Source organism: Bradyrhizobium sp. cf659 (genome assembly GCF_900113725.1).
Classification (GTDB): domain Bacteria; phylum Pseudomonadota; class Alphaproteobacteria; order Rhizobiales; family Xanthobacteraceae; genus Bradyrhizobium.
Genome location: NZ_FOQJ01000009.1, coordinates 134,198 through 153,605, shown reverse-complemented (window position 1 = coordinate 153,605; position 19,408 = coordinate 134,198). Strand labels below are relative to the sequence as shown.

General features: G+C 64.8%; 19 protein-coding genes. 7 read left to right on the top strand and 12 right to left on the bottom strand.

Going from position 1 to position 19,408, the window contains the following annotated elements; genetic code table 11:
- Positions 1-18 precede the first annotated feature (18 nt).
- The gene (locus tag BM118_RS29710; RefSeq protein WP_092189979.1) at positions 19-198 is read right to left on the bottom strand and encodes a hypothetical protein; all 180 of its coding nucleotides are present in this window, start codon (positions 196-198) and stop codon (positions 19-21) included.
- 338 nt (positions 199-536) lie between these two features.
- Complete coding sequence (locus tag BM118_RS29705; protein ID WP_177234817.1) at positions 537-1,310, bottom strand: DUF2189 domain-containing protein; 774 nt, start codon at positions 1,308-1,310, stop codon at positions 537-539.
- Positions 1,311-1,605: 295 nt separating this feature from the next.
- Here BM118_RS29705 and BM118_RS29700 point away from each other — a divergent pair, with 295 nt between their 5' ends.
- Positions 1,606-3,837 (top strand): ATP-binding protein, encoded by a 2,232-nt coding sequence (locus tag BM118_RS29700; protein ID WP_092189975.1) that lies wholly within the window; start codon positions 1,606-1,608, stop codon positions 3,835-3,837.
- A gap of 2 nt (positions 3,838-3,839) precedes the next feature.
- Here the strand turns inward: BM118_RS29700 and BM118_RS29695 are convergent, their stop codons facing one another.
- From BM118_RS29695 to BM118_RS29670, 6 genes are all read right to left on the bottom strand, one after another.
- A complete protein-coding gene (locus BM118_RS29695; RefSeq protein WP_092189973.1) occupies positions 3,840-4,283 on the bottom strand; it encodes a hypothetical protein in 444 nt (147 codons plus the stop codon).
- Between the two features lie 2 nt (positions 4,284-4,285).
- Positions 4,286-4,669, bottom strand: a complete 384-nt coding sequence (locus tag BM118_RS29690; protein ID WP_092189971.1) for a nuclear transport factor 2 family protein — start codon at positions 4,667-4,669, stop codon at positions 4,286-4,288.
- Positions 4,670-4,765: 96 nt separating this feature from the next.
- Positions 4,766-5,233, bottom strand: a complete 468-nt coding sequence (locus BM118_RS29685) for a MarR family transcriptional regulator (protein WP_092189969.1) — start codon at positions 5,231-5,233, stop codon at positions 4,766-4,768.
- A gap of 9 nt (positions 5,234-5,242) precedes the next feature.
- Complete coding sequence (locus BM118_RS29680) at positions 5,243-6,853, bottom strand: acyl-CoA synthetase (RefSeq protein WP_092189967.1); 1,611 nt, start codon at positions 6,851-6,853, stop codon at positions 5,243-5,245.
- A 213-nt stretch (positions 6,854-7,066) separates the two neighbouring features.
- Positions 7,067-8,206 carry an epoxide hydrolase family protein gene (locus BM118_RS29675; RefSeq protein WP_092190219.1) on the bottom strand — a complete coding sequence of 380 codons (1,140 nt, stop codon included), beginning with the start codon at positions 8,204-8,206 and terminating at the stop codon, positions 7,067-7,069.
- 147 nt (positions 8,207-8,353) lie between these two features.
- A complete protein-coding gene (locus tag BM118_RS29670; protein ID WP_092189965.1) occupies positions 8,354-8,809 on the bottom strand; it encodes a GatB/YqeY domain-containing protein in 456 nt (151 codons plus the stop codon).
- Between the two features lie 74 nt (positions 8,810-8,883).
- Here BM118_RS29670 and BM118_RS29665 point away from each other — a divergent pair, with 74 nt between their 5' ends.
- Positions 8,884-9,252, top strand: coding sequence for a hypothetical protein (locus tag BM118_RS29665; protein ID WP_092189963.1), 369 nt, complete (start codon positions 8,884-8,886; stop codon positions 9,250-9,252).
- Between the two features lie 4 nt (positions 9,253-9,256).
- Here the strand turns inward: BM118_RS29665 and BM118_RS29660 are convergent, their stop codons facing one another.
- Complete coding sequence (locus BM118_RS29660; protein ID WP_092189961.1) at positions 9,257-9,958, bottom strand: alpha/beta fold hydrolase; 702 nt, start codon at positions 9,956-9,958, stop codon at positions 9,257-9,259.
- Between the two features lie 146 nt (positions 9,959-10,104).
- Here BM118_RS29660 and carA point away from each other — a divergent pair, with 146 nt between their 5' ends.
- Positions 10,105-11,295, top strand: a complete 1,191-nt coding sequence (gene carA / locus BM118_RS29655; protein ID WP_092189959.1) for a glutamine-hydrolyzing carbamoyl-phosphate synthase small subunit — start codon at positions 10,105-10,107, stop codon at positions 11,293-11,295.
- Positions 11,296-11,336: 41 nt separating this feature from the next.
- Here carA and BM118_RS29650 read toward each other — a convergent pair whose 3' ends face one another.
- Entirely contained in the window at positions 11,337-11,552 is a 216-nt protein-coding gene (locus BM118_RS29650) for a hypothetical protein (RefSeq protein WP_092189957.1), read from the bottom strand.
- A 146-nt stretch (positions 11,553-11,698) separates the two neighbouring features.
- On the opposite strand from BM118_RS29650, the gene BM118_RS29645 reads away from it, so the two are divergent.
- Positions 11,699-12,223: a cupin domain-containing protein gene (locus BM118_RS29645; RefSeq protein ID WP_092189955.1), complete on the top strand. Its 525-nt coding sequence runs from the start codon at positions 11,699-11,701 to the stop codon at positions 12,221-12,223.
- A 171-nt stretch (positions 12,224-12,394) separates the two neighbouring features.
- Here BM118_RS29645 and BM118_RS29640 read toward each other — a convergent pair whose 3' ends face one another.
- Positions 12,395-12,919, bottom strand: a complete 525-nt coding sequence (locus BM118_RS29640; protein ID WP_092189953.1) for a Dps family protein — start codon at positions 12,917-12,919, stop codon at positions 12,395-12,397.
- 113 nt (positions 12,920-13,032) lie between these two features.
- On the opposite strand from BM118_RS29640, the gene BM118_RS29635 reads away from it, so the two are divergent.
- Positions 13,033-13,734: a class I SAM-dependent methyltransferase gene (locus BM118_RS29635; RefSeq protein WP_092189951.1), complete on the top strand. Its 702-nt coding sequence runs from the start codon at positions 13,033-13,035 to the stop codon at positions 13,732-13,734.
- Between the two features lie 208 nt (positions 13,735-13,942).
- Here the strand turns inward: BM118_RS29635 and BM118_RS29630 are convergent, their stop codons facing one another.
- Positions 13,943-14,314, bottom strand: a complete 372-nt coding sequence (locus BM118_RS29630) for an ArsR/SmtB family transcription factor (RefSeq protein WP_177234816.1) — start codon at positions 14,312-14,314, stop codon at positions 13,943-13,945.
- Positions 14,315-14,424: 110 nt separating this feature from the next.
- Between BM118_RS29630 and BM118_RS29625 the strand changes: the two genes are divergently transcribed.
- A complete protein-coding gene (locus BM118_RS29625; protein ID WP_092189947.1) occupies positions 14,425-15,594 on the top strand; it encodes an MFS transporter in 1,170 nt (389 codons plus the stop codon).
- A gap of 142 nt (positions 15,595-15,736) precedes the next feature.
- Positions 15,737-19,201 carry a carbamoyl-phosphate synthase large subunit gene (gene carB, locus BM118_RS29620; protein ID WP_092189945.1) on the top strand — a complete coding sequence of 1,155 codons (3,465 nt, stop codon included), beginning with the start codon at positions 15,737-15,739 and terminating at the stop codon, positions 19,199-19,201.
- The last annotated feature ends 207 nt before the right edge of the window (positions 19,202-19,408 follow it).

Genomic DNA, 19,408 nt, shown 5'->3' with positions numbered 1-19,408 from the left:
CGGCCGGAATCGGCGAACTCATCGCTTCTTCTTCACCGGCGGCGGATGAAGCTCGTCGATCTTGCGACGGCAATCCCCTTCCGAATCGTGCGGGCCCGAGACAAAGGTCCCACTGACCTTAATCGCGTACCAGCCCGACTCCACGCCGAGCCGGAGTGCTTCGTCTGTCTTGACGTGTCGTGGGGAGAGAATTTGCATCAGGTGCTTTCGGTTGGCGTTCGATCTCATATCGAACCGCGATCGCCGTTACGACGGCGTGATGGGTCGGCTCCGCCGGTGCGAGAAATGAGCCGTTTCACGTCACGCGCGCATAGTCATGGCGCTGCGTGTGCGCAGGGACGACCGGACTTTCCGACATTGGCGCACCGTGCGCGCAATCACTGCAATTAGCTATCGTTTTCTCGCCCGTGCCGCGCCTTTGAAGCGCCAAATGCCGTTCTCGACCGAATAGGGCCCTCGAAGCGTCGTGTTTGACCGCTTGGCAGCCATTTGGGGGGCAAGCCAAGAGAAAGTCTTTCGTGCGTCGGGCTCCCCTCTCACGGCACCGGCGCCACCAGGCGCCGATAGAGATGCCATGTCGCATGGCCGAGCACCGGCAGCGTCACGATCAGCCCGAGGAAGTAAGGCAGCGCCGAGACGATCAGCAGCATCACGATCACGGCCGCCCAGCCGATCATCGGCAGCGGGCTGGTCACCACCGCCCGCACGCTCGTCACCATGGCCGTGACGAAATCGACCTCGCGATCGAGCAGCAACGGAAACGACACCACGGTGAGCGAGAACAGGATCAGCGACAGCGCGGCGCCGACCGCGTTGCCGATGGCGAGGAACAGCAGACCCTCATTGGTCGTCAGCACCACCGTCATGAACTCCTGAAGGCTCGAGAACGAGGCGTGCAGGCCGAGCAGCAGCGCGATCAGAAGCCGCACCTGGTACATCCAGATCACGAACATGAACAGCGTGACGAAAGCCATCCAGCCGATCTCGCTGCGCGAGCGAATCGCCGACCAGATCGCGCCGAAAGAGACCGGCTCGCCGCGCTCGCGGCGACGGCTGACCTCGTAGAGACCGATCGCCACGAACGGGCCGATCAGCGCGAAACCGGCGGCCAGGGGATAGACGAGATAGACCAAGCCGAAGGCGGTGAGGCAGAGCATGATGGCGATGCCGCCGGCGGCATAGAGCGCGCCGAAGCAAAGCCCGTAGAGCGGCAGCGCCTGGAAATCGCGGAGACCCTCGACCAGCGCCTCGGCAATGTCAGTCGCCGCAACGGGACGCACCACCGGATCGACCTTGCCCGAGATGGACATCAGCTTCCTCCACGTTTGCCGGTGCGATCTTCGTCGCACGCGGATCGACCTCGATAATAGCGCTGTCGGGCGCCGCGCGCACGCGCAAGTTGGTTCCGGATGACGGTATCCTGGGAGCCCGGCAGGGCCTCGCCGGCGAACCCTGCCGGGGGCTCGCCCGTGCTGCGCGCGACTTCAGAATCTTTCCCCCATCGAAAGCTTTTGGGCACGATGCCTATGGACGGAGTGGACAGTGGTGCCGCAAATTGCACCTTCGAACCAGCACACGCGATGACCAGAGCGGACCATCCGACCGATGAGCTTGCGTACCCGGCTACTGATACTCGTCATCGCGGCCATGCTGGTGCCGGCGGGCCTCGTCGGGCTGCGTTTCATGCAGAATCGAAGCAGCGACATCAACGCGGCGCTGGCCAATCTGGCTGCGACGGCCGACGAGATTGCAAGCGATCTGGACGAGAAGATTCAGGGCACCGCCCAGCTTCACTATGGTCTCGCCCGTGCGCGCGACCTCGACACGCGCGACAAGGCGGCGTGCTCGGCGTTTCTGTCGGAAGTGCGCGAGGAATACCCACAGTTCACCGGGATATTGACCATCGATCCGGACGGCAGCCTGTTCTGCGACTCGCTGCGGACCAACCGCACCCTCGACCTCCGGGATCGCGCCTATTTCAAGCAGGCGCTGGTCTCGCGTGGCGTCGTGCTCGAGCCCGTCTTCGGCCGGCTGACCGGACTGTCGGTGCTCCAGATCGCATATCCGGTGCGATCGGAAGCGGGCGCGCTGAAGCTGATCCTGCTCGCTTCGTTCAACCTGCGCAAATTCGCGGAGTTTCACCACAAGCGGCTGCTCGCCGAGAAGGATATCCTGCTCGTCGACGCCAAGGGCACGGTTCTGGTCGCTCCCTCCGGCGGAGGCTGGACCGAGCCCGTCGGCGGGTCGATCGCGGGATCCGAACTGTTCCGCTTCGCGGCAACGCCCGACCGGGAGTCCTTTCACGAGGTCACTGATCGCGCGGGCCGCACCCATGTCTGGAGTGTCGCCGCCCGCTCGCCGTCGACCCGGGATGCCGGTCTCTACATCCTGGTCGGACGGTCCAAGGACGGGCTGGTCGCGGCAGCAAACCGACGACTCTACGAGGACATGGCGATCCTGGCGGTGGCCTCGCTGCTGCTGCTGGCGGCGGTCTTGATCCTCGCGACCGTGAGCGTCGGGCGCCAGGTCGGGCGGCTCGCCACGATGGCGAAGAATCTCGGGCGCGGTGATCTCGGCGCACGAATTCCGCCGCCCCATCCGCGCGGTGAGCTCGGCGGACTGATGAGCCTGCTCAACGACACCGCCGAGTCGCTCCAGCAGCAACGCGCCGCCATCGCGGACCTCAACCAGAAGCTCAGCCAATCCCAGAAGATGGAGGCCATGGGCCAGCTCACCGGCGGCGTGGCGCACGATTTCAACAATCTGCTGACCGTCATTCTCGGCAATGCGGAGCATCTTGCCGACAGTCTGGCGGGAAACAAGGAATTGCACCGGATCGCCGGCGACATCGCGACCGCCGCCGAGCGCGGCTCCGACCTGACGCGGAGCCTGCTCGCCTTCGCGCGCAAGCAGCCCCTGAGGCCGCGAGAGATCGACATCGCCGGCAAGGTTCGCGACATGGAGCCGTTGCTGCGTCGGACCCTGGGCGGGCACATCGAGTGCACTTTCGCGCTCGAGACGAACGTGTGGTTGACCAGCGTCGATCCCGGCGAACTGACGACTGCGCTGCTCAACCTCGTGCTCAACGCGCGCGACGCCTTGCCTGACGGCGGCAAGCTGACGGTCGAGGTGCGCAACGCTTCGCTCGGAGAAACCGACGTCGACGTCAACGGCGAGCCGCGGCCCGGCGACTACGTCATGGTCGCGGTGACCGACACCGGCAGCGGCATGACCGCCGAGGTGGCGAGCCGCGCGTTCGAACCGTTCTTCACCACCAAGGAGGTCGGCAAGGGGACCGGGCTTGGCCTCAGCATGGTCTACGGATTTGTGCGACAGTCCGGCGGCCTGGTGCAGATGCAGTCCGAACCCGGACATGGCAGCGTCGTCAAGCTGTTCTTTCCCCGCCTCGCAGCACCGCCGACCGAGGATCCATCACCCCGGCAGCGGACCGTCGCACCCGACGGAAGCGAGACCATTCTCGTCGTCGAGGACGACGACATGGTGCGGACCTATGTCGTGAACGAGCTGAAGGCGCTCGGCTACCGCGTCATCGAGGCACCGAACGGTCCCGCCGCGCTCGACCTGTTGCGCCAGCCGGGGGACATCCACCTGCTGTTCACCGACGTCGTGATGCCCGGCGGCATGTTCGGGCCGGAGCTCGCCAGGCAGGCCACCCAGCTGCGGCCCGAGCTCAAGGTGCTCTTCACCTCCGGCTACAGCCAAAATCCCGTCAAGACGCCCGACGGGCTCGGCGATGCCCGCATTCTGACAAAACCGTTCCGGCGGCACGACCTCGCTGCGATGCTGCGGTCCGCCCTGTCGGCGCCGCCGCGATGACGTCAGGACGACGACGCGAGCAGAACCGCGACACCAAGATTGGCCGCGAACAGGGCCGCGTCGATGACGAAGATCCTGAGCATCGGGCCCGTCAGCACGGGCCAGTAGGCGACCCCGACGCGTCCGCCGCGCATCAGGACCGGCAGGTTATAGGCGAACTGGCTGAAGTGGCAGCCGGCAAAGAACAGGAACAGCGCAAGCTGCGCCTCGACCGACTGGAAGAAGACCGGACGTGCCACCAGAAGGTAGAACGACAACAGCCCGATCGGCAGATTGATCCCGCCCAGAAACGCCACGCTGGCCGCCAGGGTCGGCGCGATTGGATTGCCACGCTCTTCCCGCGGCAGCAATATCTTCAACGTGTTGCGCTGGGCAATGCTGAACTGGATGAATGCGCCGCCGAACCAGAGCGCGTTGAGGAGCAGAACGATATCCGAAAGGCGCATGACTATTTTCCGTAAAAGGCTTCGCTGCGCACCACGCGGCCGGCAGCGTCGAAATCCATGAACTCGCTGGCGCGCGTGTCACCGAGTTGCCACCACACCGTCAGCCGCGCGATCGTGTCGTCCCAGCTCCAGTTCAGGATCTTCAGGTCGGCGCTTTCGATGTGGCCATAGGCTTTCCGCCAGTAGGCGCGGATGTTCTCGGCGCCGGTGACGACGGGGGAACCGGTCAGCGTCAGCGCCAGGGGACTGCGCATCTGCGCGGTGTCGGCAAAATGCGCGACGACCGCGTCGATATCGACCCTGCACCAATTCGCGCACCATGCCGCGACGAAGCGTTCGGCGGCTGCGCGATCCATCTTCTGTGCGCTCATCTCTTGAGCGCTCATGGCTTCCGTCCGCTCATGACGCGGCCCTCCCTGGCTCGTTGCCGGGAAAGTGGCAAAGCTTGCCTCTCATGTCAACTACGTTGACTTGAGACGCCGTCAGTTGTTGTCGGCGATCGCCCCCATGACGGCCATCCATGCCGCCGCCCCCGGCACCCCGACGCGATCAAACGCCGCGCGCAGGACCTTGCGCTCGTGGTCGGATGCCCTTTGCTCGATACGTTTCCCGGCGTCCGTCAGGCGCAGCAGCTTGGAGCGATGCTGCTCGACCGAGCGCTTCGACGTCAGGAGCTTGCGCTCCAGCAGCAGGTTGAGCGGCCGGTTCAATGCCTGCTTGGAAATGCCGAGGATCTCGATCAGCGCGCCGATCGCGATGTCGGGCCGGCGCGCCACCACGTAGAGGATGCGATGGTGCGGGCGCGACAGGCCCTGCTTTGCAAGATAGTCGTCGGCCTCCAGCGTCATCCCGCGCCAGCCGTAATACATGAGCTCCAGCGCCGCATCCAGATCGTGCAGCTTCGCAAGTGAGGCGCGGTGAAGCCCCGCGGCTTGAGACGTCTTTGGCATTGTCAGAATCTAACCCTTCGCCCGCAGCTCGCGCCGCAGCACCTTGCCGGTCGCCGTCATCGGCAGCGTCTCGGCGAACTCCACAAAGCGCGGATATTCGTGCGCGGCGAGCTGCACCTTCACGAACTCCTGGATCTCGCGCGCGAGCGCATCGCTGCCGGCAAAGCCCGGACGCAGCACGATCCAGGCCTTGATCGACTCGGTGCGGATCGGATCGGGGATACCGACCACAGCGGCCATCGCCACCGACGGGTGCTTCATCAGCGTGTGCTCGATCTCGGACGGGCCGACGCGATAGCCGGCGGTGGTGATGACGTCGTCCTCGCGGCTGACGTACCAGAAATAGCCGTCCTCGTCCTGCACGCCGAGATCTCCGGTCAGCAAAAACTCGCCGGCATATTTCTTCGCGGTCGCCTCCGGATTGCGCCAGTATTCGAGCATGGTGACGGGGCATGGCTGGCGCACGCCGATGATGCCGCGCTGCCCCGTGGGCAGCTCCTCGCCCTTGTCGTTGACGATGCGGACGTCGAAGCCCGGCGTCGCCTTGCCCATCGCCCCGGGCCGGATCGGAAAGAGATTCGAGTTGCTGCCGATCACGAGATTGCACTCGGTCTGGCCGAACACTTCATGCGCATCGATGCCGAAGGTCTCGCGCACCCAGCCGAGCAGCTCGCCGCCGAGCGATTCACCGCCGGTGAAAATGCTGCGCAGCTTGACGCCGGGATGTTTCACACCGGCCTGCCGCATCAGCTTCAGCGCGGTCGGCGGCAGGAAAACGTTGCGAACGGACAGATCGGCCATCATCTGCATCGCCGCCTGCGGCTCGAATTTTCGGGCGCGATGGCCGACCAGCGGGATGCCGTGGTACCAGAATGCGAGCAGGCCGTTGACGAGGCCGCCGATCCAGGCCCAGTCCGCCGGCGTCCACATCAGATCGCCGGGGCGCGGCAGGAAGTTGTGGCACATCTCGACGTTCGGCAGATGGCCGAGCACGACGCGATGCGCATGCAGCGCGCCCTTGGGATTGCCTGTCGTGCCCGAGGTGTAGATGATCAGCGCGGGATCGTCGGCCGAGGTGTCGACGGTCGCAAAGTCCTCGGACGCGGTTTCGATCGCCGACCAGAACGGCTTTGCGCCGGCGTGGACGGCGCTGCTCGTGATATAGATGTCCTGCAAATAGGGCAGCCGATCGCGGACCTTCGTGAGCTTCTCCCAGCCCGCCTCATCAGTGATGATCGCCTTCGCTTGCGAATTCGACAGGCGAAATTCCAGCGCGTCCTCGCCGAACAGCGCGAACAGCGGGATCGAGATCAGCCCGGAGCGGAATGCCGCCATATGCGCGATCGGCAGCTCCAGCGACTGGGACAGGAACACCGCGACGCGGTCGCCGCGCGCAAGGCCATCCGCCTTCAGCACGTTGGCGAAGCGGCGCGACATCTCCGCGACCTCGTCGAAGGAGGTGCGCGTGGTGGCGCCGTTCTCGTCGACATAGATCAGCGCAAGGCGGCCGGTGCCGTCGGCATGGCGATCGCAGCACGCCTCCGCCATGTTGAAGCGCGCCGGGACGTCCCAGCGGAAGTTGCGATAGAGCTCGTCGTAGGTTTTTGCTTCGGTGAGCATGGCTCGGCGTTTCCAAGGGTCTCGGCGTCGTGGCCGGACTTGTTCCGGCCATCCACGTTCTTCTTGCTTGCAGCCAATTTAAGGCCGTTGATGCCCGGGACAAGCCCGGGCATCACATCTGCACGTCATTCCGGGGCGGTCCGCAGGACCGAACCCGGAATCTCGAGATTCCGGGTTCGCGCTTTTACGCGCCCCGGAATGACCGCGAGAGAATTACCGCACCGTGGCGAAGAACTTCCTGACGTCGCGCACGAACAGCTCCGGCTGCTCGAAGGCGGCGAAATGGCCGCCCTTCTCCATCTCGCTCCAATGCGTGATGTTGGAAAAATTGGGCTCCATCCAGCGCCGCACCGGCGTGATGATCTCCTTCGGGAACACGGCAACCCCGGTCGGCACGCCGACCTTGGGCGTCGTGCGGCGCTTGCCAAAGCTTTCCCAATAGAGCCGCGCCGACGAGGTCGCCGTCTCCGTCGCCCAATACAGCATGACGTTGTCGAGCAGTTCGTCCCTGGTGAAGATGTTCTCGGGAGGGCCATCGCAATCGGTCCAGGCCCAGAACTTTTCCAGAATCCAGGCCGCCTGCCCGCTCGGCGAATCCGTCAAGCCGTAGCCGAGCGTCTGCGGCCGCGTCGACTGCTGCTTGGAATAACCGGCGTCGAGATCGACATAATGCTTGAGGCCGGCGAGCGCGCGCTTCTCCTCCGCCGTCGGCTCGCCCTCGACCTTCGGCGCCGCGTTGAAGGCGAGCGTGATGTGGATGCCGGCGCAATGCTCGGCGTCCTGCGCGCCCAGCGAGGTCGTCACCGCCGAGCCCCAGTCGCCACCTTGCGCGCCGTAGCGCGCGTAGCCGAGCCGGTCCATCAGCTTGGCCCAGGTCGCAGCGATGCGGTCGACGCCCCAGCCGGTGGTCTTCGGCTTGGCGGAGAAGCCGAAGCCCGGCAGCGAGGGGCAAATCACGTGAAACGCATCCGCAGGATTACCGCCATGCGCAGCGGGATCGACCAGCGGTGCGATCACCTTCTGGAATTCCACGATCGAGCCGGGCCAGCCATGGGTGATGATCAGCGGCAGCGCGGCCGGCTCCTTCGAACGCGCATGCAGGAAGTGGATATCGAGCCCGTCGATCTCGGTGGTGTATTGATCGAAGCGGTTGAGCTTGGCCTCGCGGGCGCGCCAGTCGTAGCCATCAGCCCAATAGGTGCAGATCTCCCGGATCCATTTCAGCGGCGCGCCCTGGCTCCAGTCGTCGACGAGTTCAGCCTCCGGCCAGCGCGTGCGGGCAAGGCGCGATTTGAGATCGGCGAGGATGTCGTCGCTGATGGCGATGCGGAACGGTTTGACGGCGCCGGTCATCGTGCCTCCCCGGTTTTTCTTGTCATTCCGGGGCGTGCGGAGCACGAGCCCGGAATCCATTAAGCAACGGATTCAGCAGCGCGATGGATTCTCTGATGCGCAATTGCGCATCATAGTTCGACGCTTCGCGCGCCCCGGAATGACGACCTAGCCCGACAGCGCGGCCTTCACCAATCCGCTCGCCTTGCCGAAATCCATCTGGCCGGCGTACTTCGCGCGCAACACCGCGATCACCTTGCCCATGTCCTTCATGCCGGCGGCGCCGGTTTCGGTGATCGCATCCGCGATCGCCTTCTTGACCTCGTCTTCCGCCATCTGCTTCGGCAGGTAGGCCGAGATCACCGCGATCTCCTCGCGCTCCTGCTGGGCAAGTTCGGCGCGGCCGCCCTTGTCGTAGAGCTCGACCGATTCCTGGCGCTGCTTGATCATCTTCTGGAGCACCGCGAGCAGGTCGCCATCAGACAGCGGCGGCTTGCCGTTGCCGCGGGCGTCGATGTCGGCGTTCTTGATGGTCGAGTTGACCATGCGCAGCGTGGACAGCTTGCGCTCGTCCTTGGCCTTCATGGCCTCCTTGACCGCATTGTTGATGTCGTCGCGCAGCATGATCGCCTCACTTGGAAACAGTCCGGAAAGACTCGTGGTCTACAACAAGATCCGGGCTCAATATAGGTGCTTGCATGAAGACCGGAAAGCATCTCGCCATGTTCGCGGTCTGCCTTGTGGTGCTCTGGGCGAGCCGTTTCGGCCCCTATACCTGCGGCACGCTTCCGGGCTTCACGGGAGAAACCAGCTCGTCCTGGCTCGCCATCGCCGTGAACGGCCTCTTTCTGATCCTTCTGCTGTACCTGCCAGTCTACGACTTCATTTCGCTGCTGACGTACAAGCTCGGCTGGGAGACGAGGTTCGATCCGCTCGTGGTCTACGAGGGTGAGCACTCGACGAATCCGGTCTCGGAGAAGGCCCGGCGCGTCCTTTACGTGGTCGATGTTGCCATGGTGGGCTTCTTCCTCCTGCCGCTATGGACCAAGGCCGCTTATTGCGGATGAGCGCTTAGCTCGCGAGCCATTCTGCGAGCGCCCGCGCCGTGGCTTCCGGCTGTTCCGGTTGCGGCAGATGCCCGCACCGCTCGAGGATCACGAGCCTTGCACCGGCGATGCCCTCAGCCATCTCCTTCGAGAACGCATTCGGGATCGTGTTATCTGCATCGCCCGTCAGCACCAATGTCGGACACTTGATGGTTGAAAGCGTCGGCCGCGAGTCGATCCGCGCGATGATCGCGGTCTGCTGCCGCAGATAGCCGTCGACGCCAACGTCATCGCCCTGCTCGTGCACGAGCCGGCGAATGCCGGCGTCGTCGCGGCGCGAGGGATGCACCAGCTCCGGAAACATCTCCTCGCGCGCGGCACGCAACTCCCCGCGCTTCGCCCGCTCCATCAGGCTGCGGCGGCGCTGGGTCGCCTCAGGCGTATCGGGCCGGGCCTGGGTGTTGATCAACGCGAGCCTCAAGACCCGCTCGGGCGCCTGGCGCATGATCTCCAGCGCGATGTAGCCGCCCATGGAATGGCCGGCGAGCGCAAAGCGCGGCGGCGCCTCGCTCAGCACGCGGCGGGCGATCGCCGCCATGCTGTCATCGCGGATATGGTTGGCGACCATCACCGGGCCGAACCGCCACAGTGCCGGGATCACGGGGGCATAGATCCGGGCCGAGGAGGCCAGCCCCGGAACCAGCAGAAGCGGGGTGGTCTGGTCCATTATTGCCTCGAAAGCCCCTGGATTTGCCGGAAATTGTGCGGCCAAGCTTAAGTACCCGGGACGGGCTGTCAAATATGCAAAAACGCATGTGAATCGGGCCTCTCCCGCTTTGACGGAGGCGCGTGGGCAGACTATGAAACGCGCTCATGACACAACATGACAACGATCCCGCCTGGCCGGACCATAAACCGACCGCGCTCCTCGTGCTCGCCGATGGCACGGTGCTCGAAGGCTTCGGTCTCGGCGCCGAAGGCCACGCCGTCGGTGAAGTCTGCTTCAACACCGCGATGACCGGCTATGAGGAGATCCTCACCGATCCCTCCTATGCCGGCCAGCTCATCACCTTCACCTTCCCGCATATCGGCAATGTCGGTACCAACGAGGAAGACATCGAGACGGTGAACATGGCCGCGACGCCAGGCGCGCGCGGCGTGATCCTGCGCACCGCCATCACCGATCCCTCGAACTACCGCGCCACCAAGCATCTCGACGCCTGGCTCAAGGCGCGCGGCATCATCGGCCTTTCCGGCATCGACACCCGCGCGCTGACCGCGCTGATCCGCAGCAAGGGCATGCCCAATGCCGTGATCGCGCACGCCAGGAACGGCGAGTTCGACCTGCATGGTCTGAAGGAAGAAGCACGCGAATGGCCGGGCCTCGAGGGCATGGACCTCGTGCCGATGGTCACCTCCGGCCAGCGCTTCACCTGGGACGAGACGCCGTGGCTCTGGGACAAGGGCTTTGGCCGGCAGGACAAGACCGAGTTCAACGTCGTCGCCATCGACTACGGCATCAAGCGCAACATTTTGCGCCTGCTCGCCGGCGTCGGCTGCAAGGTGACGGTGGTGCCGGCGACGACGACAGCCGAAGACATCCTGGCGATGAAGCCGGACGGCGTGTTCCTGTCGAACGGCCCGGGCGATCCGGCGGCGACCGGCAAATATGCCGTGCCTGTCATCCGGGACGTCATCAAGTCGGGCACGCCGACCTTCGGGATTTGTCTTGGCCACCAGATGCTCGGCCTCGCCGTCGGCGCCAAGACCAAGAAGATGCATCAGGGCCATCACGGCGCCAATCATCCCGTGAAGGACGAGACCACCGGCAAGGTCGAGATCACCTCGATGAACCACGGCTTCGCCGTGGACGAGACGACGCTGCCGAAGGGCGCGACGCAGACCCACGTCTCGCTGTTCGACGGCTCCAATTGCGGCATCCAGCTCGACGGCAAGCCGGTGTTCTCGGTGCAGTACCATCCCGAGGCTTCACCCGGCCCGCGCGACTCGCACTACCTGTTCCAGCGCTTTGCCGATCTGATGCGGCAGAAGAAGAGCGCGTAGGCTGCAGGATCACCCGGCGGAGGGATCCGCCGGGCCCGCCGTCACGGGCGCATGAACATGAAGTCCGTGTCGGGATCGCAGTTCTCGGCGATGAAGCGCAGCTCCGCCTGGATGTCGGCGACGGACCTCGTCTCGAGATATTTTGCGATCACCAGGCTGAGCAAGGCGCGGCAGACGGCTTCGTGCCCGAGACCGGCCGTCTCCGCCTCGTCGACGGCCGCCGAAAAATGGCGCTGCGCAACGTCGGATGCGTACATGGCGTCCCCCTCTTTTCGCGTTGATTTGCGTGCCCCTGAATGGCCGCCTGCGCCTTGATCTCGGTCAAGCCGGCAGCGGGCTTGTGTCAGGAACAAGGACGCCTGCACCGTCTTGATTCCTGGTCTGTTGCCACCGGAGCCCAGCCATGTCCGTCGTCCGCGACAATGCCGAGCCGCTCGCCATCGTGTTTGAGGATGACGGGCTCGTACCGAACAACATTCTCCCCTTCCTGGTCTACCAGGGGGCGGTAAAGCTCGACCCGGAGCATCCGGAGGAGACGATCGAAAACCTGTTCGAGGAGAACGGCTGGGGCGGCACGTGGCGCAACGGCGTCTACGACTATCTGCACTATCACGCGACGGTGCATGAAGTGCTTGGCGTTGCGCGTGGGAGCGCAAGAGTTCGCTTCGGCGGCGACCATGGCCAGGAGCTTCGGATCAACGCCGGCGACGTCGCGGTCCTGCCGGCCGGTACCGGGCATCAATGCATCAAGGCGAGCGGTGATTTCTGCGTGATCGGCGCCTATCCGCCGGGCGCGAAGATGGAGATCACACGGGCGACGCCGGAGAACCATGCCAAGGCACTGAAGACGATTCCGAAGGTCGCGCTGCCGCCGGCCGATCCGGTGACGGGCAAGCATGGGCCGTTGATGCGGCTGTGGCGGCCGTAGTCTGCGAACTCCCGCCATATACACCGCAGTCGTCCCGGCGCAGGCCGGGACCCATAACCACAAAAGCTAGTTTGGCGAAGATCGGCCAACGCGCATCTCGTGCCACAACTTCTCCCTGGGGGTATGGGTCCCGGCCTGCGCCGGGACGACATCGTGGAGGCAGTGTGCCCCCTACGCCTCGTTCGCGCCTTCCTGGCGGGTGGCTTCGAACAGGAACCAGGTGCGCCGCTCGGTCTCGTCGATGAAGACCTCGAGGATACTGGCGCTGGCGACATCGCCGGCGTCGTCGCAGACGTCGTGGGCCTTGCGCATCGCGCTCGCGACATGCTTGTTGTCCTGCATCAGCTCGCGCAGCATCTCGCGCGGCGGGACGTAGTCCTCGTTGTTGTCCTTGATGGTCTGGAGTTTTGCGACCTGTCCGATCGACTTCAGCGTCGCGCCACCGATCTTGCGGACGCGCTCGGCGAGCTGGTCGGTGGTGGCGAAGATCTGGTCCGAGTGCTCGTCGAGCAGCAGATGGTAGTCGCGGAAATGCCGGCCGCTGATGTGCCAGTGGAAATTCTTGGTCTTCAGATACAGAGCGAACGCGTCGGCCAGAAGCACGTTGAGCGCCTCCGAAACCTTGTTGACGGCCTGGGGTGACAGATCGGTGGGGGTGTCGAGGTCGGGCGAGACCTTGTTGGGGGCTTTGCTCACGGGAAACCTTCCTGTTAGGACGCGGACATTGACGGCGCGCCGTCGCACCCCTAACGCAAGGCGGCAGCACCGGTTCCTGCGCAGGAACTGTCTGGTCGGGGCCCTCGAATACCATGGACGATTGGATCGATTATTACGACTCCACGCACACGATCTATGTCAGCAAGCTGCATCGCGATTTGCACTTCCAGATCATCGCGCGGGACATCATCGGCTACATCTCCTCGCCCGAGGCGACGGTGCTGGACTATGCCTGCGGCGAGGCGCTCTCGGCGAGCCAGGTCGCGGCCGCCTGCGGCAAGCTGATCCTGGCCGAGCCTGCGCCGGGCGTGCGCGGCCGGCTGATCGCGCGGTTTGCCCCGAACACGAAAATCCGCGTCCGCTCGCTCGACGACGTGCGCAAGATGCAGGACCAGTCCATCGATCTCGTGGTGATGAACTCGGTCGCGCAATACATGGCGCCGGAGGAGCTCGATGCCGCGCTGCTCAACATCCGGCGGTTATTGACCCCGTCCGGCAAGCTGGTGCTCGGCGACATCCTCCAGCCCAATGTCGGCATGTTCAGGGACGTGACGGCGCTGCTCGGCTTCGGCCTGCGTCACGGCTTCCTGAAGGACGCGCTGATCGGGCTGATCAGCACCGCGCTGTCCGATTACCGTCAGTTGCGCTCGCGCATCGGGCTGCAGCGCTACAGCGAGGACGAGATCACGGCCAGGCTGAAGGCGGCCGGGTTCGCGGTCCAGCGCGCCCACACCAATATCGGCCACAATCGCTGGCGCATGACCTTCATCGCGCGGCCGCCAATGATCCGTTAAGCATAACAATTGGCTGAGGTGGCTTGCCGTACTCCGTTCGGACATGATCGGTACGGCCCGGTGGCGGAAGTGTCTACGCGAGGGCGGTGCATCGCTCTTCATCCTGGTTCAAATCCAGGCCGGGTCTCCACGCTTCGCCCCTGCGGGGCTACGCGTGGTGCAGCCACGCTTGACCGAAGCGAAAGCGTAGACGGACTGTATCCGCGGCTCAATCTGCCTTGACCACTTCACACTCCGACAGCAGCTGAAGCCGGTCCGCATCCTTGGCTGCGGAGCTGAGCACGGCATCGAGCAGGCCGGGGAAGCGCGCCTCCAGATCCTCGCGGCGCAGCCGCATGAAGCGGTTGGTGCCTGCCACGCGCGTCAGCATCAGGCCGCATTCGCGCAGCTTGGCGAAGTGGTAGGCGAGGTTGGACTTGCCGGAAAGACCACTGAAGTCGCCACAGCACAGCTCGCTGCTGACACGTTCCTGCTGGGCGAGCTGGTAGACGATCGCCAACCGGATCGGATCGCTCAGGCAATCCAGGACCATCGGCAGCTCGATCTGCTCGCGGGTGGGATGGAGGGGCGTGCGGCTCATGGTCCGAATCATAGCGATGCGCCCGCAATGTTCAATAGTTCTTGAACCAATTGACACTGAAACCGTCGCGTTCGATAGTTCAATAAACATTGAACATAGGGATCTTTCCAATGAGCGTCTTCTGGCTGGCCCTGGCGGCCTTCGCGATCGGCACCGAAGGCTTTGTTATCGCAGGGCTTTTGCCGGCGATCGCCACTGACCTGTCGATTTCGGTCTCGGCCGCCGGCCAATTGGTCACCGCCTATGCCCTCACCTATGCCGTGGGCTCGCCGATCCTGGCGGTGGCGCTGAATAATATCGACCGCCGTACCGTGCTGGCTCTGGCGCTGACGACCTTCATTGCCGGAAATCTCGCCGCGATGGTGGCTTCCAGCTACGCCCTGCTGCTCGCTTCCCGGATGCTGATGGCCCTGGGCTCCGGGCTGTGCATGCCGACGGCGCTCGCGGTGTCGGTCGCCGTTGCCTCGCCTGAGCGGCGCGGCCGCGCGGTGGCGCTGGTCACCTCGGGACTGACGGTTGCGACCGTGATCGGCGTCCCGCTCGGCAATCTCGTCGGGAGCCTGCTTGGCTGGCGCGCGACCTTTGCCATGGTCGCCCTGATCGGTGCCGTTGCGCTCGCCGGCCTCTTGCTGGGGCTGCCCCGCGGCCTGCCGCGCAACACCGCCTCGCTCGGCGAACGGCTGGCGGTGGCGCGTCACAGCAGTGTCCTGGTCGCGCTTCTGATCACGATTCTATGGGGGCTCGGCGGCTTCACCGTGTTCACCTATTTCGCGGTGCCGTTGCGCGGCCTCGGCTTCGATGCCTCGCAGATCAGCCTTGCGTTGCTGGTGTTCGGCGGCGCGGCCGCGATCGGGAACATGCTCGGCGGCGTCCTGGCCGACCGGCTCGGCACACTCGCCACCGCAGCGCTCGGGCTCGCCGGCATGGCGACCGCGCTGATCCTGCATTCGCTGGTCCTCAAATTGATGCCCGGACAGGCGCATTATGCCGTGCTGGGCACGATCTTCCTGTGGGGCATTTCGGGCTGGGCGTTCTATCCGGCCCAGATCGCCAGCATCATCCGGATCGAGCCGCAGGCCTCGATGATCGCGCTCTCGCTCAACGCCTCGTCGATGTATCTGGGCTTCGCCATCGGCGGCGCCTTGGGAGGCGCGGTGCTGGCCACGCTGTCGCCAAACGACCTCGGCTGGATCGGCGGAACGAGCGTTGCGGCCTCGCTTCTGGTGCACCTCGCCCGTGGCTGGCAGGCACGGCCAAAACCGGTCAAAATTGCCGGTTGATGGGTGTTTTTCGGGGTTTCGCCGCCCCGAAAACTGGTCTAAGACCCACCCGCGCGCGAGGGAGACCACCGCGCTCTCGGCCACAGGGACGCGCAGCCGCGCGCCCTTTTTTTGTGCCCAAATCCGACTTCGGCGAGAGTTGATGCCCAAACGTACAGACATCACCACCATCCTGATCATCGGCGCCGGTCCCATCGTGATCGGCCAGGCCTGCGAGTTCGACTATTCGGGCACGCAGGCGGTGAAGACGCTGAAGGAAGAGGGCTATCGCATCGTCCTCGTCAATTCCAACCCGGCCACGATCATGACCGATCCGGAATTGGCTGACGCGACCTATATCGAGCCGATCACGCCCGAGATCGTTGCCAAGATCATCGAGAAGGAACGTCACATCGTTCCCGGCGGCTTCGCATTGCTGCCGACCATGGGCGGCCAGACTGCGCTGAACTGCGCGCTGTCGCTGCGCCGGCAGGGCACGCTGGAAAAATTCGACGTCGAGATGATCGGCGCCACGGCCGATGCAATCGACAAGGCCGAGGACCGCCAGCTCTTCCGCGAGGCCATGACCAAGATCGGGCTCGAGACGCCGAAGTCACGGCTGGCCAATGCGTCGGCGTTGAAGAAGTCGTTCCGCGACAAATATCTCGCCGAGCGCGAAAAGCTCTCCGGCGCCGCCCTCGAAGAGCTCGAGCGGCAGTGGACGCTGGGCGAGAGCGATCGCCGCAAGCGCTACCAGGAATACGCGTTCGGCCAGGCCATGATGGCGCTGTCCGAGATCGGCCTACCCGCGATCATCCGCCCCTCCTTCACCATGGGCGGCACCGGCGGCGGCATCGCCTACAACAAGGAAGAGTTCCTCGACATCATCGAGCGCGGCCTGGACGCCTCTCCCACCAACGAAGTGCTGATCGAAGAATCCGTGCTTGGCTGGAAGGAGTACGAGATGGAGGTGGTGCGCGACAAGAAGGACAATTGCATCATCGTCTGCTCGATCGAGAACCTCGATCCGATGGGCGTGCACACCGGCGATTCCATCACGGTGGCGCCGGCGCTGACGCTGACCGACAAGGAATACCAGATCATGCGCGACGCCTCGCTGGCGGTGCTGCGCGAGATCGGGGTGGAGACCGGCGGCTCCAACGTCCAGTTCGGCGTCAATCCCGACGACGGCCGCATGGTCGTCATCGAGATGAATCCGCGCGTGTCGCGTTCCTCCGCGCTGGCTTCGAAGGCCACCGGTTTTCCGATCGCAAAGGTCGCCGCCAAGCTCGCGGTCGGCTACACCCTGGACGAGATCGCCAACGACATCACCGGCGGCGCCACGCCGGCCTCGTTCGAGCCGACCATCGACTACGTGGTCACGAAAGTGCCGCGCTTCGCCTTCGAGAAATTCCCCGGCGCCTCCACGACGCTCACGACGTCGATGAAGTCGGTCGGCGAAGTCATGGCAATCGGCCGCACCTTCCAGGAAAGCCTTCAGAAGGCCTTGCGCGGGCTCGAGACCGGCCTCACCGGCCTCGACGAGATCGAGATCGAAGGCCTCGGCCGTGACGACGACAAGAACGCGATCCGGGCCGCGCTCGGCACGCCGACGCCGAACCGGCTGCTCCAGGTCGCCCAGGCGATGCGGCTCGGCTGGTCGAACGAGGACATCTTCAATTCCTGCAAGATCGACCCGTGGTTCCTCAGCGAGATGCGCGGCATCGTCGACATGGAAGAGAAGGTCAGGAAGAACGGCCTGCCGGGCAATGCCTTCGCCATGCGCTCGCTCAAGACGATGGGCTTCTCGGACGCGCGGCTAGCGGTGCTCGCGCACACGACGGAGGCCGAGGTGACCGCGAAGCGCCACGCGCTCGGCGTCCGCCCGGTGTACAAGCGCATCGACACCTGCGCGGCCGAATTCGCCTCTCCCACCGCCTACATGTATTCGACCTATGAGGCGCCGTTCGCGGGCGCGCCGGCGGATGAGAGCACACCGTCGGACAAGAAGAAGGTCATCATCCTCGGCGGCGGACCGAACCGCATCGGCCAGGGCATCGAGTTCGACTATTGCTGCTGTCACGCCTGCTTCGCGCTGCATGACGCCGGCTACGAATCCATCATGGTCAACTGCAACCCGGAGACGGTGTCGACCGACTACGACACTGCCGACCGGCTCTATTTCGAGCCGCTCACAGCCGAGGACGTGCTGGAGATCATCGCGACCGAACGCAGCAATGGCACGCTGCATGGCGTGATCGTGCAGTTCGGCGGCCAGACGCCGCTCAAGCTGGCGCGCGCGCTGGAGGCCGCAGAGGTGCCGATCCTGGGTACCTCGCCCGACGCCATCGACCTTGCCGAGGACCGCGACCGGTTCAAGCGCGTGCTCGACAAGCTGCGACTGAAGCAGCCGAAGAACGGCATCGCCTATTCGGTCGAACAGGCTCGGCTGGTCGCGACCGATCTCGGCCTGCCGCTGGTGGTGCGCCCGTCCTACGTGCTCGGCGGCCGCGCGATGCAGATCATCCGCGAGGAGAACCAGCTCAGCGACTACCTGCTCGGCACGCTGCCGGAGCTGGTGCCGGCCGACGTCAAGGCGCGCTACCCGAACGACAAGACCGGGCAGATCAACACCGTGCTCGGCAAGAACCCGCTGCTGTTCGACCGCTACCTCTCCGACGCCACCGAGATCGACGTCGACTGCCTCTGCGACGGCAAGGACACCTTCATCGTCGGCATCATGGAGCACATCGAGGAAGCCGGCATCCATTCCGGCGATAGCGCCTGCTCGCTGCCGCCGCACTCGCTCGATGCGAAGATGATCGAGGAGCTGGAGCGGCAGACGCGCGAGCTCGCGCTCGGCCTCGACGTCGTCGGCCTGATGAACGTGCAGTACGCGATCAAGGACGGCGACATCTACGTGCTCGAAGTCAACCCGCGCGCCTCGCGCACGGTGCCCTTCGTCGCCAAGGTGGTCGGCACGCCAGTCGCGAAGATCGCCGCGCGCATCATGGCCGGCGAGAAGCTCGCCGATTTCAAGCTGACGAAGGCGCAGCTCAAGCATGTCGGCGTCAAGGAATCGGTATTCCCGTTCGCGCGCTTCCCCGGCGTCGACACGGTGCTCGGCCCCGAGATGCGCTCGACCGGCGAGGTCATGGGCATCGACAGCTCGTTTGCGGTGGCCTTCGCCAAGAGCCAGCTCGGCGGCGGAACGCGGGTGCCGCGCAAGGGCACGGTGTTCGTCTCGGTGCGCGAGAGCGACAAGACGCGCATCGCCGAGGCCGTTCGCGAATTGCATTCGCTCGGCTTCAAGGTTCTGGCGACGTCGGGCACGCAGCGCTTCCTGACCGACCAGGGCATCCCGACCGAGAAGGTGAACAAGGTGCTGGAAGGGCGGCCGCATATCGTCGACGCCATCACCAATGGCGACGTCCAGCTCGTCTTCAACACCACCGAAGGCCCGCAGGCGCTCGCCGACAGCCGTTCACTGCGGCGCGCGGCCCTCTTGCATAAAGTGCCGTATTACACCACTCTTTCCGGGGCCGTGGCGGCCGCGCAGGGCATCCGCGCCTATCTGGGTGGGGACCTTGAGGTTCGTACCCTGCAGAGCTACTTTTCGGAAACCTGATCGCGAGTGGAAGGCTAGGCCTTGAGAGGTTAAGCTTTCCGCTAAGTGATTGGCAGTCAAGCCACAATGGCCGCAGGAACTGTCCGGCCATATGGTTGTTCTGTTCCGGCGCCAAGCCCATATCTGTCGACGTCCGGCGGCTCATGTATCGGGCCTCGGAAACACCGACGAATCAAGGTTGGGCGCCCAGTCGCGTTCTGGGGCGCA

What these genes read in the sequence shown, in the direction of transcription:
- BM118_RS29695 (WP_092189973.1), bottom strand. Translation starts at nt 4,283, where the DNA reads ATGCGCCTTTCGGATATCGTTCTGCTCCTCAACGCGCTCTGGTTCGGC.
- BM118_RS29665 (WP_092189963.1), top strand. Translation starts at nt 8,884, where the DNA reads ATGAAGACCGGAAAGCATCTCGCCATGTTCGCGGTCTGCCTTGTGGTG.
- BM118_RS29660 (WP_092189961.1), bottom strand. Translation starts at nt 9,958, where the DNA reads ATGGACCAGACCACCCCGCTTCTGCTGGTTCCGGGGCTGGCCTCCTCG.
- BM118_RS29645 (WP_092189955.1), top strand. Translation starts at nt 11,699, where the DNA reads ATGTCCGTCGTCCGCGACAATGCCGAGCCGCTCGCCATCGTGTTTGAG.
- BM118_RS29675 (WP_092190219.1), bottom strand. Translation starts at nt 8,206, where the DNA reads ATGACCGGCGCCGTCAAACCGTTCCGCATCGCCATCAGCGACGACATC.
- BM118_RS29650 (WP_092189957.1), bottom strand. Translation starts at nt 11,552, where the DNA reads ATGTACGCATCCGACGTTGCGCAGCGCCATTTTTCGGCGGCCGTCGAC.
- BM118_RS29625 (WP_092189947.1), top strand. Translation starts at nt 14,425, where the DNA reads ATGAGCGTCTTCTGGCTGGCCCTGGCGGCCTTCGCGATCGGCACCGAA.
- BM118_RS29680 (WP_092189967.1), bottom strand. Translation starts at nt 6,853, where the DNA reads ATGCTCACCGAAGCAAAAACCTACGACGAGCTCTATCGCAACTTCCGC.
- BM118_RS29700 (WP_092189975.1), top strand. Translation starts at nt 1,606, where the DNA reads ATGAGCTTGCGTACCCGGCTACTGATACTCGTCATCGCGGCCATGCTG.
- BM118_RS29690 (WP_092189971.1), bottom strand. Translation starts at nt 4,669, where the DNA reads ATGAGCGCTCAAGAGATGAGCGCACAGAAGATGGATCGCGCAGCCGCC.
- BM118_RS29705 (WP_177234817.1), bottom strand. Translation starts at nt 1,310, where the DNA reads ATGTCCATCTCGGGCAAGGTCGATCCGGTGGTGCGTCCCGTTGCGGCG.
- carB (WP_092189945.1), top strand. Translation starts at nt 15,737, where the DNA reads ATGCCCAAACGTACAGACATCACCACCATCCTGATCATCGGCGCCGGT.
- BM118_RS29710 (WP_092189979.1), bottom strand. Translation starts at nt 198, where the DNA reads ATGCAAATTCTCTCCCCACGACACGTCAAGACAGACGAAGCACTCCGG.
- BM118_RS29635 (WP_092189951.1), top strand. Translation starts at nt 13,033, where the DNA reads ATGGACGATTGGATCGATTATTACGACTCCACGCACACGATCTATGTC.
- BM118_RS29685 (WP_092189969.1), bottom strand. Translation starts at nt 5,233, where the DNA reads ATGCCAAAGACGTCTCAAGCCGCGGGGCTTCACCGCGCCTCACTTGCG.
- carA (WP_092189959.1), top strand. Translation starts at nt 10,105, where the DNA reads ATGACACAACATGACAACGATCCCGCCTGGCCGGACCATAAACCGACC.
- BM118_RS29670 (WP_092189965.1), bottom strand. Translation starts at nt 8,809, where the DNA reads ATGCTGCGCGACGACATCAACAATGCGGTCAAGGAGGCCATGAAGGCC.
- BM118_RS29630 (WP_177234816.1), bottom strand. Translation starts at nt 14,314, where the DNA reads ATGAGCCGCACGCCCCTCCATCCCACCCGCGAGCAGATCGAGCTGCCG.